This window comes from Mycolicibacter sinensis (assembly GCF_001667375.1).
Taxonomy (GTDB): Bacteria; Actinomycetota; Actinomycetes; order Mycobacteriales; family Mycobacteriaceae; genus Mycobacterium; species Mycobacterium sinense_A.
The window spans coordinates 18526-33614 of the sequence record NZ_LZIN01000079.1; the positions used below are offsets into that span (position 1 = coordinate 18526).

General features: G+C 67.3%; 14 protein-coding genes and 1 pseudogene. 3 read left to right on the top strand and 12 right to left on the bottom strand.

Annotated elements, in window-relative coordinates:
* The first annotated feature begins 12 nt into the window (after positions 1-12).
* From A5771_RS16575 to A5771_RS16585, 3 genes and pseudogenes are all read left to right on the top strand, one after another.
* A pseudogene (locus A5771_RS16575) lies at positions 13-1504 on the top strand (flavin-containing monooxygenase).
* Positions 1505-1762: 258 nt separating this feature from the next.
* Complete coding sequence (locus tag A5771_RS16580) at positions 1763-2152, top strand: alpha/beta hydrolase fold domain-containing protein (protein WP_082947281.1); 390 nt, start codon at positions 1763-1765, stop codon at positions 2150-2152.
* 9 nt (positions 2153-2161) lie between these two features.
* Positions 2162-2593: a type II toxin-antitoxin system Rv0910 family toxin gene (locus A5771_RS16585; protein WP_064856284.1), complete on the top strand. Its 432-nt coding sequence runs from the start codon at positions 2162-2164 to the stop codon at positions 2591-2593.
* Between the two features lie 4 nt (positions 2594-2597).
* Here the strand turns inward: A5771_RS16585 and A5771_RS16590 are convergent, their stop codons facing one another.
* The 12 genes from A5771_RS16590 to A5771_RS16645 all read right to left on the bottom strand — a co-directional run bounded on the left by A5771_RS16590 (position 2598) and on the right by A5771_RS16645 (position 15027).
* The gene (locus tag A5771_RS16590) at positions 2598-3431 is read right to left on the bottom strand and encodes an SDR family oxidoreductase (protein WP_064856285.1); all 834 of its coding nucleotides are present in this window, start codon (positions 3429-3431) and stop codon (positions 2598-2600) included.
* A complete protein-coding gene (locus tag A5771_RS16595) occupies positions 3428-4900 on the bottom strand; it encodes a flavin-containing monooxygenase (RefSeq protein ID WP_064856286.1) in 1473 nt (490 codons plus the stop codon). The genes A5771_RS16590 and A5771_RS16595 overlap by 4 nt, the downstream gene beginning before the upstream one ends.
* On the bottom strand, positions 4897-5724 hold the full coding sequence (locus A5771_RS16600) for an SDR family NAD(P)-dependent oxidoreductase (RefSeq protein WP_064856322.1): 828 nt from the start codon (positions 5722-5724) through the stop codon (positions 4897-4899). The genes A5771_RS16595 and A5771_RS16600 overlap by 4 nt, the downstream gene beginning before the upstream one ends.
* Entirely contained in the window at positions 5721-7037 is a 1317-nt protein-coding gene (locus A5771_RS16605; protein WP_064856287.1) for a cytochrome P450, read from the bottom strand. Before A5771_RS16605 ends, A5771_RS16600 begins: the two co-directional genes overlap by 4 nt.
* Positions 7038-7089: 52 nt before the next feature.
* Positions 7090-8652, bottom strand: coding sequence for an acyl-CoA synthetase (locus A5771_RS16610; RefSeq protein ID WP_064856288.1), 1563 nt, complete (start codon positions 8650-8652; stop codon positions 7090-7092).
* A gap of 13 nt (positions 8653-8665) precedes the next feature.
* Positions 8666-9505 (bottom strand): alpha/beta fold hydrolase, encoded by an 840-nt coding sequence (locus A5771_RS16615; protein WP_064856289.1) that lies wholly within the window; start codon positions 9503-9505, stop codon positions 8666-8668.
* Positions 9502-10752, bottom strand: coding sequence for an acyl-CoA dehydrogenase family protein (locus tag A5771_RS16620; RefSeq protein ID WP_064856290.1), 1251 nt, complete (start codon positions 10750-10752; stop codon positions 9502-9504). Before A5771_RS16620 ends, A5771_RS16615 begins: the two co-directional genes overlap by 4 nt.
* Positions 10749-11618 carry an SDR family oxidoreductase gene (locus tag A5771_RS16625; RefSeq protein ID WP_064856291.1) on the bottom strand — a complete coding sequence of 290 codons (870 nt, stop codon included), beginning with the start codon at positions 11616-11618 and terminating at the stop codon, positions 10749-10751. The genes A5771_RS16620 and A5771_RS16625 overlap by 4 nt, the downstream gene beginning before the upstream one ends.
* 17 nt (positions 11619-11635) lie before the next feature.
* Entirely contained in the window at positions 11636-12511 is an 876-nt protein-coding gene (locus A5771_RS16630) for a MaoC/PaaZ C-terminal domain-containing protein (protein ID WP_064856292.1), read from the bottom strand.
* 1 nt (position 12512) lies between these two features.
* A complete protein-coding gene (locus A5771_RS16635; protein ID WP_064856293.1) occupies positions 12513-12953 on the bottom strand; it encodes a type II toxin-antitoxin system Rv0910 family toxin in 441 nt (146 codons plus the stop codon).
* 39 nt (positions 12954-12992) lie between these two features.
* The gene (locus A5771_RS16640) at positions 12993-14210 is read right to left on the bottom strand and encodes a lipid-transfer protein (RefSeq protein ID WP_064856294.1); all 1218 of its coding nucleotides are present in this window, start codon (positions 14208-14210) and stop codon (positions 12993-12995) included.
* 178 nt (positions 14211-14388) lie between these two features.
* A complete protein-coding gene (locus A5771_RS16645; protein ID WP_064856323.1) occupies positions 14389-15027 on the bottom strand; it encodes a TetR/AcrR family transcriptional regulator in 639 nt (212 codons plus the stop codon).
* Positions 15028-15089: the final 62 nt, after the last annotated feature.

Consider the following 15089-nt stretch of genomic DNA (forward strand, 5'->3'; position numbering starts at 1 on the left):
AGCGTGGCGGTCATGCCCGTTTCCCCCGACCACGAGATCATCGTCATCGGAGCCGGTTTCTCCGGTATCGGGGTCGCCATCAAGCTGCGGCAATCCGGCTTCGACGACTTCGTGATCATCGAGGCCGGCGACGAGGCCGGCGGCACCTGGTACTGGAACACCTATCCTGGTGTGGCGGTGGATATTCCGTCGTTCTCCTACCAGTTCTCGTTCGAACAGCGCCCGAACTGGTCACGCAGCTATGCGCCGGGCCGGGAATTGAAGGGCTACGCCGAGCACTGCGTCGACAAGTACGGCATCCGCGGCCACATCCGGTTCGGCGTCACGATCACCTCCGCAACCTACGACGACACGCGCAACCTGTGGCGGCTGACCACCGCCGCCGGCGACGAGCTCACCGCCCGCTACGTCGTCAACGCCTCCGGCGTGCTGGTCACCCCCAACTATCCCGACATCCCCGGCGTCACCGACTTCGCCGGTGACACCCTGCACACCGCCCGCTGGAATCACGACGTGGACCTGGCCGGCAAACGGGTCGCGATCATCGGCACCGGAGCCTCGGCGGTGCAGATCATCCCGGCGATCGCGCCCGACGTCGAGTCACTCACCGTGTTTCAGCGCACCGCAATCTGGTGTCTGCCCAAACCCGATTTCACGTTGCCCCGCCCGGTGCAAAAGCTGATGGCCCGGCTGCCCGGGGTACGGCACGCGCTGCGGCTGGCCAGCCACGCCTTCGTCGAGGTGACGTTCCCCATCGCGGCACTACTTCACCGCAATCCCCGGCTCGCACCGGTGGGAATCCTGGTTCACCCGCTACCTGCGCAGCCAGCTCAACGACCCGAAGCTGGCCGAGCAGCTCACCCCGCGCTACGCGCCCGGCTGCAAACGCCCCAGTTTCCACAACGGCTACTACGCGGCCTTCAACCGTGCCAACGTGGCGCTGCAGACCACCCCGATCAGCCACATCAGCGCTTCTGCTGTGCACACCACCGACGGCACCGCCCACGAGATCGACGTGTTGATCCTGGCGACCGGATTCAAGGTGTTCGATCCCGACAACCTGCCCACCTACCGGCTGACCGGGCGCGACGGTGTGGAACAGGGCCGGTGGTGGCAGGAGAACCGCTACCAGGCCTACCACGGCATCAGCGTCCCGGGTTTTCCCAACCACTTCTCGGTTTTCGGCCCGTACGGCTACAACGGCGCGTCGTACTTCACCCTGATCGAGGCGCAGACCGCCCACATCCTGCGCTGTCTGCGCCACGCCCGGGCGACCGGAGCGAACCGGGTGGAGGTGACCGCCGCCGCCAACGACCGGTACTTCGCCGAGATGCTGTCGCGGCGGGGCCGGCAGGTGTTCTGGCAGGACAGCTGCAGCCTGGCCAACAGTTACTACTTCAGCCCGCACGGCGACGTGCCGCTGAAACCAACCACCACCATCGAGACGTTCTGGCGCAGCAGCCGGTTCGATCTATCCGACTACGGGTTCGACCGCACCAATTGAACGAACCCGAACAACTCTGAGCCGCAAGGGAAAACATGGATCTACCGCTGCCCGCATGGGCATTGCGCCCGCTGCTGTGCCGGGCCGCATCCTGGACGTTCGCTCCGGCGGACTGGTCGCGGGTGCGCCGACGAGTCGATCTGACCACCCGGTATTCGCCCCGCCCGTCGGCGGTGACGTTGCGCCGTCAGCTTCTGGCCGGATTGCCCACCGAGGTCCACGTCCCCCGCGGGGCCGCCGGCGACGCAGTGGTGCTGTATCTGCCCGCCGGTCGAATACGACCCCGACGTCGTCGCCGCCAGGGACGCCCGCGACCCGATCCTCACCGCCGAGCTGATGCGCCGCTTCGTGGGCACCTACACCTGGGACAGCACCGACACCACCAGCCTGGACCTGCCGCTGCGCAGTCTCGCCGGGCTTCCGCCGATGGTCATCGAAGCGGCCGGCCACGATCTGCTGGTCGACGACGCCCGCGCACTGGCACAACGGGCTCGCGGCGACGGTGTCGAGGTGGTGGCCTACACCGAGCATCCCGGCCAGGCGCACGTGTTTCACATCATGGCCGGGCTGATCGGCGAGGCCAACCGGGCGATCGACCGCTTCGCGAAACGGCTGCGGACCGAACTCGATACGCACCGCATCGCCTAGCATCGACGGATGGCCAAACTCGAACTGTCCCGCGAACTGTCGCTTCCCCCGGAGCAGGCGTGGGAGCACGCCTCGAACCTGGCCGAGCTGGGCGACTGGCTGTCCATGCATCAGGGGTGGCGCTGCGAGCTGCCGGAGGAACTCACGGTCGGGACAACACTAGTCGGGGTGGCCGGCGCCAAGGGTATGCGCAACCGGGTCACCTGGACGGTCCGCAAGTTTGACCCGCCGGCGCTGCTGGAGATCGCCGGCGACGGAGTGGGCGGCACCAAATACGGTCTGTCCCTGGCCATCGCGCCCGCCGCCGCCGGTTCCCGTTTCACCTTGCGGCTGGATATGGGCGGACGGCCACTGTTCGGCCCGATCGGCGCGGCGGCCGCCCGCGCCGTCAAGGGCGATATCGAGGGCTCGATCAAGCGATTCCAGACGCTGTACTGCTGAGGCGTCAACCACCTGCCCGGGCGTGGTAGGCGTCCCGGGTGGCCTGGTCGACGGCCAGGTACACCTGCTCGGTGCGGGTGATGCGGTACAGGAACCTGCGCGGGCGTTCCGGTATGACCTCGGCGATCCGCAACACCAGGCTCAACCTGCGCGGGGCATACGACTGGGCACGCCGGGTTCGTGCGACCGCGACGACGGCCGCGGCGATGTCTGCCGGTTCGACCGACACGAAATCCTCCACGACACCCGGCAGTTGGACGCCGGCGGACAGTTCGGTGTGCACGATGCCCGGCAGGATCGCCGACACCGATATCCCGTGTGGCCGCAGTTCCTCTCGCAGCGCGGCGGTCAGACCGACCACCCCGAATTTAGTAGCGCAGTAGGTGGCCACACCGGGGAAACCGGCGACACCGGCCATCGACGCGATGTTGATGATCGCTCCACTACCCTGCCCGGTGAAGCGGGTCGCGGCCAGCTTGCAGCCCAGGATCACACCGCGCAGGTTGATGTCGATCATCTTGTCCTCGGTGGCCGCCGATTCGACCAGGAACTCACCGGTGAGCATGACGCCGGCATTGTTCACCAGGATATCCAGCGACCCCAGCGCGGCTTCCGTGTCATCAAGGAACTCCGAAAACGACTGCGGTGACGTGACATCCAGAGGTAATGCGACGACCTCACCGGTGATCCCGTCCGCGACTTTCTTGGCCAGGCCGACGTCGAGGTCCCCGATGGCCACCTTCGCGCCGGCGGCCACGAACTCCTTCGCCGTGGCCAGCCCGATGCCGCGCGCACCGCCGGTGATCGCGACCACCCGTCCGGTCAGATCCTGCTTCATCGTGTTCGTGTTCCTTCCAGTGCGGTGTGCAGTTCGTAGTCGCCTACGTCGGGTGCCTGTGCGAGCCGCTGCCGATAGGCGTTCGGCGTCCACGGCCACAACTCCGGTGTGCCGTTGATGCCCAGATACCAACTGGTGCAACCGGTCGCCCACACCGTGTTCGGCATCGCCGCATGCATACTCGCGTTGAACTTGTCGGTGGCCTGCTCAGTGGGTGCAACGCTGTCGAATTCCCGGCCGCGCCAGCGCTGAATCCAGCCGGTGATGTGTCCGGCTTGGGCTTCGGCGATCGCGGTCAACGAATAGTTGCCGACCGGGCTGTGCGGTCCCATCAGCATGAAGAAGTTCGGGAAGCCGGGCAACGCGACACCCAGGTGGGCTTTGGGCCCGGCATCCCAGAGTTGTTCGACAGTGCGCCCCTGGGCACCCGTCAGCGTCATCGGCCGCATGAACGCATGTGCGTCGAACCCGGTGGCCAGCACGATGACGTCGAGTTCGTGCAGGGTGCCGTCGGCGGTGACGATGCCGCGCGCCTCCACCCGGTCGATTGCGGTATCGACCAGAGACACATTGGGCCGCTTCATGGTCCGGTAGAAACCGGCCGAGATCACCAGCCGCCGGCACATCGGCTGGTAGTCCGGGGTGAGACGCCGACGCAACTCCGGATCCCGCACGGTGCGCAGATTGGCGCGGCACGCTGCGCCGAGCATGGTGCGTCGCCAGCCCGGCCGCACCAGACCGCCGGCGAGGAATTCGAACGTTTCGTGGTAGCCGCGGTAGGCGATGCGGTCGAGAATGGGAAACCTGCGATGCAACGGGCCCGTCCAGCGCCGATAGCCCGGATTCGGCAGCGGCAGCACCCACTGGGCGCTGCGCTGATACAGCTCCAGGCGACTGACCGAATCGGCCAGCCCGCAGACCAGCTGTACGCCGGTGGAGCCGGTGCCGATCACCGCGACCCGCTTCCCGGTCAGGTCCGCGCTGTGGTCGAAGCGTGCCGAATGCATGACCGGGCCGTCGAAGTCGGCAAGCCCGTCGATGTCGGGCAGCCGCAGTTCGCGCAACACCCCGGTGGCCGAGATGAGGAAATCGTGCGAAACCGTCTCCCCCGCATCGGTGGTCAGCAGCCAGCCCCGCCCGTCGAAGGTGGCGTCGGTGACCTCGATGCCGAACCGGATCGACTCCCGTATGCCGTATTCGTCGGTCGTCCAGCGGAAGTAGTCGAAGATCTCATCCCCCGGCGAGAACAGCCTGGTCCAGTCCGGGTTGATCGCGAACGTGAACTGATAGAACCGCGAGGGGACATCGCAGGCCAGTCCGGGATAGGTGTTGTCACGCCAGGTTCCGCCGACCTCATGCGACTTCTCATAGATCGTGACGTCGGTGATACCGGCCTGCCGCAGCATGATGGCCTGGCACAGCCCGGACATGCCCGCGCCGATGATCCCGACCGAGGGCTGTCGCTTCATGCCCGGACTTCCGCCTCGTCGGCGTCGCGCACGGTGCGGCGCATACTCGGCCAGACCGCCAGTAGCCGGTCGATCACCATCAGCGGCACCCGCAAATCCAGCACCGGTGCAACCCAGCCGGGTGCGTAGACCCGGCGGGACCGACGGGCGATACCGGTGATGATCGCGGTGGCGGCGTTGGCGGCGGGGATGGCCCGGCTGAGCACAGGCAGGCCCGACAGCATCGCGCCCACCCCGGAGCCGGTCAGCATCTGTTGCGCCAAACCGGTGTCGACCAGCCCGAAGTAGCCGACGCCCACCCCGACACCGGTCCCGCCCAACTCGATTCGCAATGAGCGGGTCAGCGATTCCACTCCAGCCTTGGCGGCCATGTAGGCGCTGACCGTCGGACCCGGGATCACCGCGCCGATCGAGGCGACCGCCAGCAGATAGCCCCGGCGCTGCCGAAGATACGGCAGCGCGGCGGCGGCGGTGTGAAAGACCCCGACCAGGTTGACGTCGATGACACGGCGCCACTCCGCCGCGACGGTCGCCGCCGGCCCCGCGATCCCGGCGTTGGCCACCACCACGTCCAGCCCGCCGAACTGTTCGGCGGCGGCGTCACAGGCGGCGACCATCGCCTCCGCGGAGGTCACGTCGGCTTCGATCGCCGTGGCGCGCGGCCCGAGTTCGGCGGCCAGTCGCTGCGCGGCGGCGCCGTCGCGGTCGACGATCGCGACCCGGGTGCCGTGACCGACCAACTGGCGGGCAACCTGGCCGCCGATACCTTGCGCGCCGCCGGTTATCAGCACCGCCTTGCCGGCAAGTCGTTTCGCGCCCCTCATGCCGCCCTCCTGACCCGCACCGGCACCGACACCGGCCCCTGCAGCGACGGGGTGGTCCCCCACCGCACCGGGCCGGCCAACTCCAGGCCGTCGACCTCGTCGAGCAGGTGGTCGATGGCGGTCACCACCTCCAGCCGGGCCAGATGCGCCCCGAGGCAGAAGTGGATGCCGTGGCCGAACGCCAGATGCCCCGCCGTGGTGCGGTGAATGTCGAAACGGTCGGGGTCGGTGAACTTGGCCGGGTCACGGTTTGCCGAAGCGTAGAACAGCACTACCCGGGCACCCTGGGGAATCACGGTGTGCCCGATCTCGTAGGGCGCGGTGGTCATCCGCGTGACCCACTGCACCGGGGATCCCCAGCGTGCGGTCTCTTCCACTGTCGCGGGCAGCAGGCTGCGGTCAGCTTGCAGCTCGGCGAACAGCTCGGGATCCCGGGCGAGGCGGATCAGCGTCATCCCAAGCAGGTTGGTGGTGGTCTCGTTACCGGCCACCAGGATCAACAGGGTGTAGTAGAACGCCTCCTGCTCGGTCAGCTGGCCCTCGTCGATGGCGGCGCGCAACCGATCCAGGACCTCCGTGCCGGAGCGTCCCACCCGGCGGCCCAGCTCACCGGCGACAAAACTACGCAACTGAAAATAGGCGGCGATACCGTCGGCCAGCAACCGCAGAATCTCGGGAAGGGATCTGGGGCTGAAGATTTGCGCCCAGGTTTCGGAGACCGCCCGAAATTGTGCCCATTGGTCGCGGGGCACCCCCAATAGTTGGGCGATCACGTTGATCGGCAACGGGATGGTCAGCGCGGGCACCATGTCAACGACCGCACCGCGGTGCAACCGGGCCACCCCGTCGGCGGCCAGCGCCCGAATCTCGTCGGTCAGCGAGGCGACCGATTTCTTGCTGAACATCGGCTGGGTGATCGTGCGCAGGCGCTCGTGATGGGGTGGATCCGAGGTGATCATCGAGGGCCCGGGCGTGGAGCGCAGCATGATCCCGGACGCCGAGGAGAACATCTGGGTATCCCGGGCCGCGGCGTGCACATCGTGGTGGCGTCCCAGCATCCACACGTCGAGGCGTTCGTTGACCACCACCGGGTGCTCCCGGATTCGCGCGAAATCCGGGTAGGGGTTGGCGATACTGTCCGGCAGGGTTGGATCGAAGGTGTTGCGCGGCAACGAGGTTGGCGCTCGGCGTGCCCGCGGCCGGCGCCAGTCACGATAGGTGCCGAGGGCCAGTGGACCGCCCAAATCGAAGATCGCGGCGCGCGCGGCCGCGGCGATCGCCCTGGGCGGGGGCCGCAGGAGATTCGTAGTCATACCAACGACATTAGGGCCGGCTGCCGTGGCGCGTAATGCCCAAGACGGACAGTTATTTGACACTTTCAGACAGCTCATTGCGCAGCAGCTTGCCGGTCTCGTTGCGCGGCAACGCATCGACGAACAGCACATCGCGCGGCACCTTGTGCCGGGCCAGATGAGAGCGGACAAAATCCTTGATCTCGTCGGCATCGCATCGGCCGTCCGGGGTGGCTACCACGAAGGCACACAATCGCTTTCCGAACTCGACGTCGTCCACTCCGATGACCGCGGCCTCAATGACGTCGGGGTGGTCGCTGAGCAGGTTCTCCACCTCCAGCGGGAAGACGTTCTCACCGCCCGAGACGATCATGTCGTCGTCGCGGCCGTCGACGAACCAGAGCCCGTCGGCGTCGAAATGCCCGGTGTCGCCGCTGGACAGCATGCCGTCGACGATCTCCTTGTGGTTGCCGTCGGTGTAGCCGGTGAAGGACAGTCCGCTGGCGACGAACAGGGTGCCGACCCGGCCCGGCTCGGTGATCCGGCGCCGCTGCTCGTCGTAGCAGGCCAGCTGGCAGCCCAGCGGCGGCCGGCCCACGGTACCGGGCGCCTGCCGCAGTTCAGCCGGTGTCGCGATAGCGGCGGCCGCCACCTCGGTGGACCCGTACAGGTTGTAGAGCACCTCGCCGAATGCCTCCGCGGTGCGCCGGCACAGGTCCGGCGACAGCGCCGACCCGGCGGCGAACACCACTTCCAGCGATGAGGTGTCATAACGGCCGAGCACTTGCGGCCCCAGATCGAGGATGCGCTGCAGCATGGTCGGGACCACGATCAGCACCCCGGCCCGGTGCTGGGCAATCGCGGCCAGCGTGGCTTCCGGGTCGAAGCGGCGCGTCAGCACCATCCGGTTACCCAGCGCCAACCCGAGCGCGCACGTCGCCAATCCGGTCGCGTGGAACAAGGGCGCTGGCACACAGTAGGCGCCCCGCGCCGACCAGGGGATGCGGTCCAGTAGCTGCGCCGACTGCAGCGGGTCGATCTTGTTGCGGGGCGCGCCTTTCGGGGTGCCGGTGGTGCCGCTGGTCAGCAACACCATGCCGCCCGGCTGCGCCGGGGCGGGGACCGGAGACGTCGCCCGGCCGGCGGCCAGCTCGTCGAGATTCAGCCGTGCCACGGTTGACGGCAGGGGCTCGAGCAACGCGTTGAACTCGTCGTCGGCCAGCACCGCGGTGACCTTCTCCCGCACGCAGACATCCGCCAGCTGCGGGCCGGCGAATCCGGTGTTCATCAACACCACCCGGGCCCCGACCCGGTTCGCCGCGCTCAGTGCCAACAGCATGCCCCGGTGGTTGCGGTACAGCACCGCGATCACCGAGCCCGCTCCGACGCCGGCCGCCTGCATTCCCCGGGCCGTCGCATTCGATGCCGCCTCCAGTTGGCGGAAGCTCAGCGTGTCGCGCTCATCGGTGACCGCCGGCGAATCCCCGTAACGGGCGGCCGCGTGGGCGATCAGACCGCCGAACGGGCCGTAGCGCCGGATGGCCAGGAACGCGTGTACGGCGCGGTCGGGCCGCAGTGGCTCGATCATGCCGCGCCGGGCCAGGACCCGCACGGCACGCAGGCGATCGGTCAGCATTTACCCGGTCCTCTCAGTAGTTGTCGACCTGCTTGCACAGTCCGGTGATGGTCCGCACCACCGCATCCGGGTTGTCCAGCTGGGGGCAGTGCCCCGAGCGCGGCAGCACGACCAACTCACTGCCCGGAATCTGTTGGTGCAGCGTGCGGCTGGAATGCACCGGGATGATCCGGTCCCGGGCGCCGTGCACGATCACCGTGGGGCAGTCGATGTGCACGCCGGCGTGTCCGGCGGCGGACTCGTAGGCGTACTGGAAGGCATAGCGGCCCAGGGTGGCCACCTCCGACATCCGCGATGCTGCCCGGGTCCAGTACGCCACCACCTCCGGTTCGGGACGCACCCCCGGCCCGTAGAGGATCTTCGGGACCGCATGCCGGGTGGCGAAGCGCAGTGCCCGCGGCGGCACCGGGAGACGGCCGACGCGTCCCCAGAACGCCCCGGGCAGTGGTCGCGATCGAGCACGGCGCGCCAGCCAGTGGTTGGCCGCCAGCGGATCGTCCAGGGCGACCAGAGCCCGCACCGATGGATTGCGCGCCGCCGCCCGCACCGCCGTCGCCGCCCCCAGCGAATTTCCCACCAGCACCGCAGGACCGGTGTCGGCGAGCACCGCGTCGACGAAACCGTCGAACTGCGGCACCATCGCCCCGGGCCGGCGCGGATCGGCCTGCCCGAAACCGGGCAGGTCGACCGCTACCGCACGTTGCCCACCAGCCATCAGCCGGGTGAGCACCGGCCGCCAGGTGTCGGCGCTGTCGGCGTAGCCGTGCAACAACACCACCGGCAGGCCGGCACCCGGCACCGAGAGCACCCGGGTTTCGACAGCGCCGTAGCTCACCCGGGCTGTGGTGATCATCCGGCCAACAGGCCCTTGGCGATGTGGGTCACCTGAACCTCGTTGCTGCCGGCGTAGATCATCAGCGACTTGGCATCCCGCGCCAACTGTTCCACCCGGTACTCGGCCATGTAGCCGTTGCCGCCGAACAGTTGCACCGCCTCCATCGCCACCTCGGTGGCCGCCTCCGAGGAGTACAGCTTGATCGCCGACGCCTCGGCCAGCGACGGTATCTTGCCGGCCCTGGCCTTCTCCAGAGTCTGGAACACCATGTTCTGCACGTTGATCCGGGCCACCTCCATCTTGGCCAGCTTGAGCTGGATCAGTTGGAACTGTCCGATGTTCTGACCCCACAGCGTGCGGGTCTTGGCGTAATCCAGGCAGAGCCGGTGACATTCGTTGATGATGCCCAGCGCGAGCGCGGCGACCCCGACCCGCTCGGCTACGAAGTTCGCCCGGGCACTGTCGCGGCCGTCGCCCCCCTCGTGTTCCTCGGTCTCCCCCAGCAGCCGGTCAGCGCCCAACCGAACGTTGTCGAAGAACAGTTCCCCGGTCGGCGAGGAGTTCATGCCCATTTTCTTGAACGGCTTGCCCAGCGTCAGGCCCTCCATGCCGGCATCGAGCACAAAGGTCAGCACCTTGCGCTTGCGCGGATCTGCACCATCGCGCTCGTCGAGTTTGGCGTAGACGATGATGGTGTCCGCATAGGGCCCGTTGGTGATGAACGTCTTCTGCCCGTTGAGGATGTAGTCATCGCCGTCGCGGCGCACATAGGTCTTCATCCCGCCGAACGCATCAGATCCGGCGTCGGGTTCGGTGATCGCCCACGCCGCGATCTTCTCCAGTGTGACCAGCTCCGGCAGCCAACGCTCCTGCTGCGCCAGTGTGCCGCGGCTCATGATCGTGGCCGCTCCCAGCCCCAGGCTCACCCCGACCGCGGCGACCAGCCCCAAACTGACTCCGGACAGTTCGCTGACCAGAATCAAACCCATCGAGGCCTGAGCGCCGATATCACCCAGACCGCCACCGGAGGTCTTGGATTGCTCGATCGCACCGGCCTCCTGTTTGGCACGCTTCTTGTCCAACATGGCTTTGACGGCTTCGGCGGCCAACACGTCAAGGCCGAAGTCGGCGAACAGCTTCCGCAGGATCGGATACGGCGGCAGCTCGCCACTCTCCAGCGCATCGAGGTTGGGCCGGACCTCTTTGTCGATGAACTCACGGACGCTGTCACGGATGAGCAGATCGGTTTCGGACCATTCGATCATGACGGCAGCCTCCCTGCGATGTCGTCGATCTGCCACACCCCGTCGGTCTCGATGGTCTCGGTGTCGTGCCAGCCGGATAGCCGCGATATCGCGCCGCCCTGCACCGCATACACCACGCCGGTGATCGGACACTTCTCGGTTGCCAAGTAGGCGACCAACGGGGAGATGTTGGCCGGGCTGAACAGGTCGACCTCCCCCTCATCCGGTTCGGCCATCAACGCACCCATGCCCGGGGTGGCCAAGGTGAGCCGGGTGCGGGCGATCGGCGCGATCGCGTTGACCCGCACCCCGTAGCGGTCCAGTTCCTCGGCGGCGATCAGGGTCAGTGCGGCGATCCCGGCCTTGGCCGCGCCGTAGTTGGCCTGCCCGGCGTTGGGCAGGGTCACCCCGGATCCGGACGCGGTGTTGATCACTGCGGCGTTGGGCTGATCCCCGGCCTTGCTCTGCGCCTTCCAGTAGGCCGCGGCGTGGTGCAGCATCGCGAAGTGGCCCTTAAGGTGCACATTGATCACCGCGTCCCACTGGGATTCCTCCATCCCGGGGATGAAGGCGTCCCGCAGGATGCCCGCGTTGTTGACCAGCACATCGAGCCGGCCGAACTCGTCGATCGCCTGCTGCACCAGGCCTTTGGCTCCATCCCAGCTGGAGATGTTCTCGGTGTTGGCCACCGCCTTGCCGCCGGCGGCGATGATCTCATCGACGACCTGCTGCGCCGGCCCGGCGTCCGCACCCTCGCCGGCATTGCTGCCGCCCAGGTCATTGACGACGATGCTGGCGCCCTCGGCGGCGAACAGCAGCGCGTGCTCGCGGCCGATGCCGCGTCCGGCGCCGGTGATGACGGTGACCCGTCCCTCCAAAGCTCCCATTGGTATTGCTCCCTTGATCAGTCTGCGATGACGGCCAGGCCGTCGGTGATGGCGAATTCCTCGCCGGCGTCCCCGTTGCGGGCGGTCTCGAACGCGTACGTCGTGGCGTCGCCGCTACGTCCGGTCTGCCAGATCCTGGTCTCCAGGTCGTCGCCGGGCCGCACCATCTTGGAGAAGCGGACCGCGAACCGCTTGAGCCGGTGCACATCCGATCCGCCGACCTCGGTGAGTACCGCCCACGAGGTGAACGCCATGGTGCACAGTCCGTGGGCGATGATGCCGGGCAGTCCGGCGTCGCGGGCGACCTCCTCGTCGAGGTGGATCGGCATCGGGTCACCGGAAGCCGGTGAGTAGCGGAACGTCTGATCAAGATCGACGTGCTGCACCAGCTTGGCCACCGGCGCGGACCCCCGCAGCGCGGCATCGAACTTGTGGTTGGGCACCTGCTCCCCCACCGCGTCGCCGGCGTCGATGCCGCGGAAGAACCCGATCAGGTACTGCTCGTTGACCAGTTCGTCGTCCTGCGCGCGGGTCTCCAGGTGAATCGAGACCCGGGCGCCGGACTCCACCGTGTCATAGCCGATCACCCGTGCCCGCGAGGTCAGCTTGTCCCCCGGGCGGATCGGTCGATGAAAGTGGAAATCCTGTTCGCCGTGCACGATTCGGCCGAAGATCTCGATCGGGACGACATCGAGCACGGGCGCCATCAGTGCGTCGAAGGCCGGCACGATCGCGAACACCGGCGGGGCGACGTCGCCGCTGCGGTGCGCCTCGATCGGGTCGTTGGTCGCCGCCGCGTACTCGGCGATCCGCTCGCGGGTGACCTCGAAGGTCTCCGGATCTGCCCAGACGTTCAATCCCGAATCGTCGAATTCGGTGACCTGACCGGCCATGTCAGGCTGCCGCCGCGGCCAGCGCTTCGAGTTGCGCGAGCGTCTTCTCGAGCTGTTTAGCGCCGTCTTTCTCCACCGCCTTGGCCAGCGCGCCCTTGACCAGCGCACCCTCAAAACTGCCGGCCACCTTGAATTCCGAGCCGTCACCGGACGGTGTGATCGAGAAGTCGAACTGGCATTTCACCCCGGCCATACCGGTCCCGGACATCGTCAAACTCGTCGGGGCGTCGACCTTATCGACCGTCCATTCCAGTTTGTTGGCCATGCCGAGCATCACGATCTTGGCGGTCATCGTCGCGCCCTCGGTGAGGGTGGACGGCGGCTCCTGCAGCCACTTCTCGTGGATGGTGAACCACTGGTCCCAGGTCGACGGGTCGGAGACGGTCTTCCACAACGCGTCCGGGCTGACCGACAGTTGTTTGGTGGCTTCAATGCTTCCCATGATGATTTCTCCTTGATTCGGTGGTGATTGGTTGGATGCTCAGCGCTCGGCGCGCTGGTAGGCGGTGACCACGGCGGCACCGCCGAGGCCGATGTTGTGCTGCAAAGCGGCGGTGACGTTGTCCACCTGGCGCTTGTCGGCGGCCCCGCGCAGCTGCCAGGTCAGCTCGGCACACTGGGCCAACCCGGTGGCACCCAGCGGGTGGCCCTTGGAGATCAGGCCGCCGGACGGATTGACCACCCAGCGTCCGCCGTAGGTGGTGTCGCCGTTGTCGATCAGCTTGTGCGCCTCGCCCTCACCGCACAGGCCGAGGGCCTCATAGAGCAGCAACTCGTTGGCCGAGAAGCAGTCGTGCAACTCGATCACCTGGAAGTCCTGCGGGCCCAGGCCGGCCTGGTCATAGACCTGCCTGGCGGCCTGCACATTCATGTCGTAGCCGATCAGGTTCTTGGCTGTCTCGTTGAACGTCGAGTCGAAGTCAGTGGTCATCGCCTGCCCCACGATCTCGACCGCCTGGCCGGCCAGCCCGTGCTTGTCGACGAAGGCCTCGGAGGCCAGGATCGCCGCGCCCGAGCCGTCTGAAGTCGGTGAGCACTGCAGCTTGGTCAGCGGGTCATAGATCATCCGCGAGCCCAGGATGTCCTCGAGGGAGTACTCGTCCTGGAACTGCGCGTAGGGATTGTTCACCGAATGCTTGTGGTTCTTGTACCCGATCTTGGCGAAATGTTCCGCGGTAGAACCATATTGCTTGATGTGCTCGCGGCCGGCGGCACCGAACATCCACGGCGCGGGCGGGAACAGCACCTCAGAGATCTCGGCCAGGGCCAGGATGTGGCGCTCCATCGGCTGCGCGCGGTCATCGTAGGACGCCTCCAGCGAGCCGGGCTTCATCTTCTCGAAGCCCAGGGCGATGGTGCAGTCGGCCAGCCCTCCCCGGATCGCCTGCGCGGCCAGGTACAGCGCCGTCGACCCTGTCGAGCAGTTGTTGTTGACGTTGACGATCGGGATGCCGGTCAGGCCCAGCTCGTAGAGCGCCCGCTGCCCCGATGTCGACTCCCCATAGACGTAGCCGACGTAGCCCTGCTGCACCTCGCGGTAGTCGATGCCGGCATCGGCCAGCGCCTTGGTGCCGGACTCGCGGGCCATGTCCGGGTAATCCCACGCCGAGCCGTCCTCGTTGAGTCGCCGGCCGGGCTTCTCGAACTTCGTCATGCCGACGCCGACGACGTAGACCTTGTTGGCGACCTTGTCTGCCATCACATTCCCTTCATCGGGTTGTTCACCGTGGATCAAAACATACACACGTGATTGTATCTTTGCAAGCGCTTGGCTAGGACCGGTGGCAGGACACGGAAGGCACCGAGCGCGGAGTTGAGTTCACCGTCGAGCGCGAGCGTGACCCAGCTGCACGCTCGGCGGGAGATACCGCTGGCGGCTAGCGCAAGTCCGGCAATGCGCCGGCCAGCACCGCACGCAGATCCCCGCACGCGCGCTCCCAGCGCCGGCGAGCCCGCCCGGCGTCCTGGTCGACGAAGCTCGCGACCAAGATCCCGCGCAAGGCATCCATCGCCGTGTAGGCGATATTGCGAAGTTCCCGCTGCGCCGGGTGCTCGGGCAGCAGCTGGGCGATCGCCGCGATCAGCGCACCGTTGACCACCGGCTCGACCCGCTGGATCTCTTCTGCCAGCACAGGGTCGGTACGCGCGGCGATCCAAAGTTCAATGGTCGCAACGAAGAGCGGCCCCTGATGGACCTCCCACATGAAGTCCAGAACCGTCGAAACCGGGTCCGGGCTGTTCTTGAGCCGGCCGAGTTCGCGGATCGCGGCCTGCGCACGTTGTTGGGCCAGGTGCTCGATGGCCGCTACGACCAGATCTTCCTTCGAGCGGAAGTGGTGGATCTGGGCGCCACGGGTAACCCCGGCCACCTCGGCGATGCGCGGCGTGGTCGTCCCGGCGTAGCCGTAGGACACCAGACATTCCACGGTGGCATCCAGTAAGCGTTCCCGCATGGCGGCACTGCGCTCGGCCTGGGTGCGCCGGGCGCGCTGCCCGTCATCGACGCCCGTCGCCATCGCCATCCCCTTCCGCCACGCCTCGACGGATTAACGATACCTGCCGCCGTGTATGCATCTTA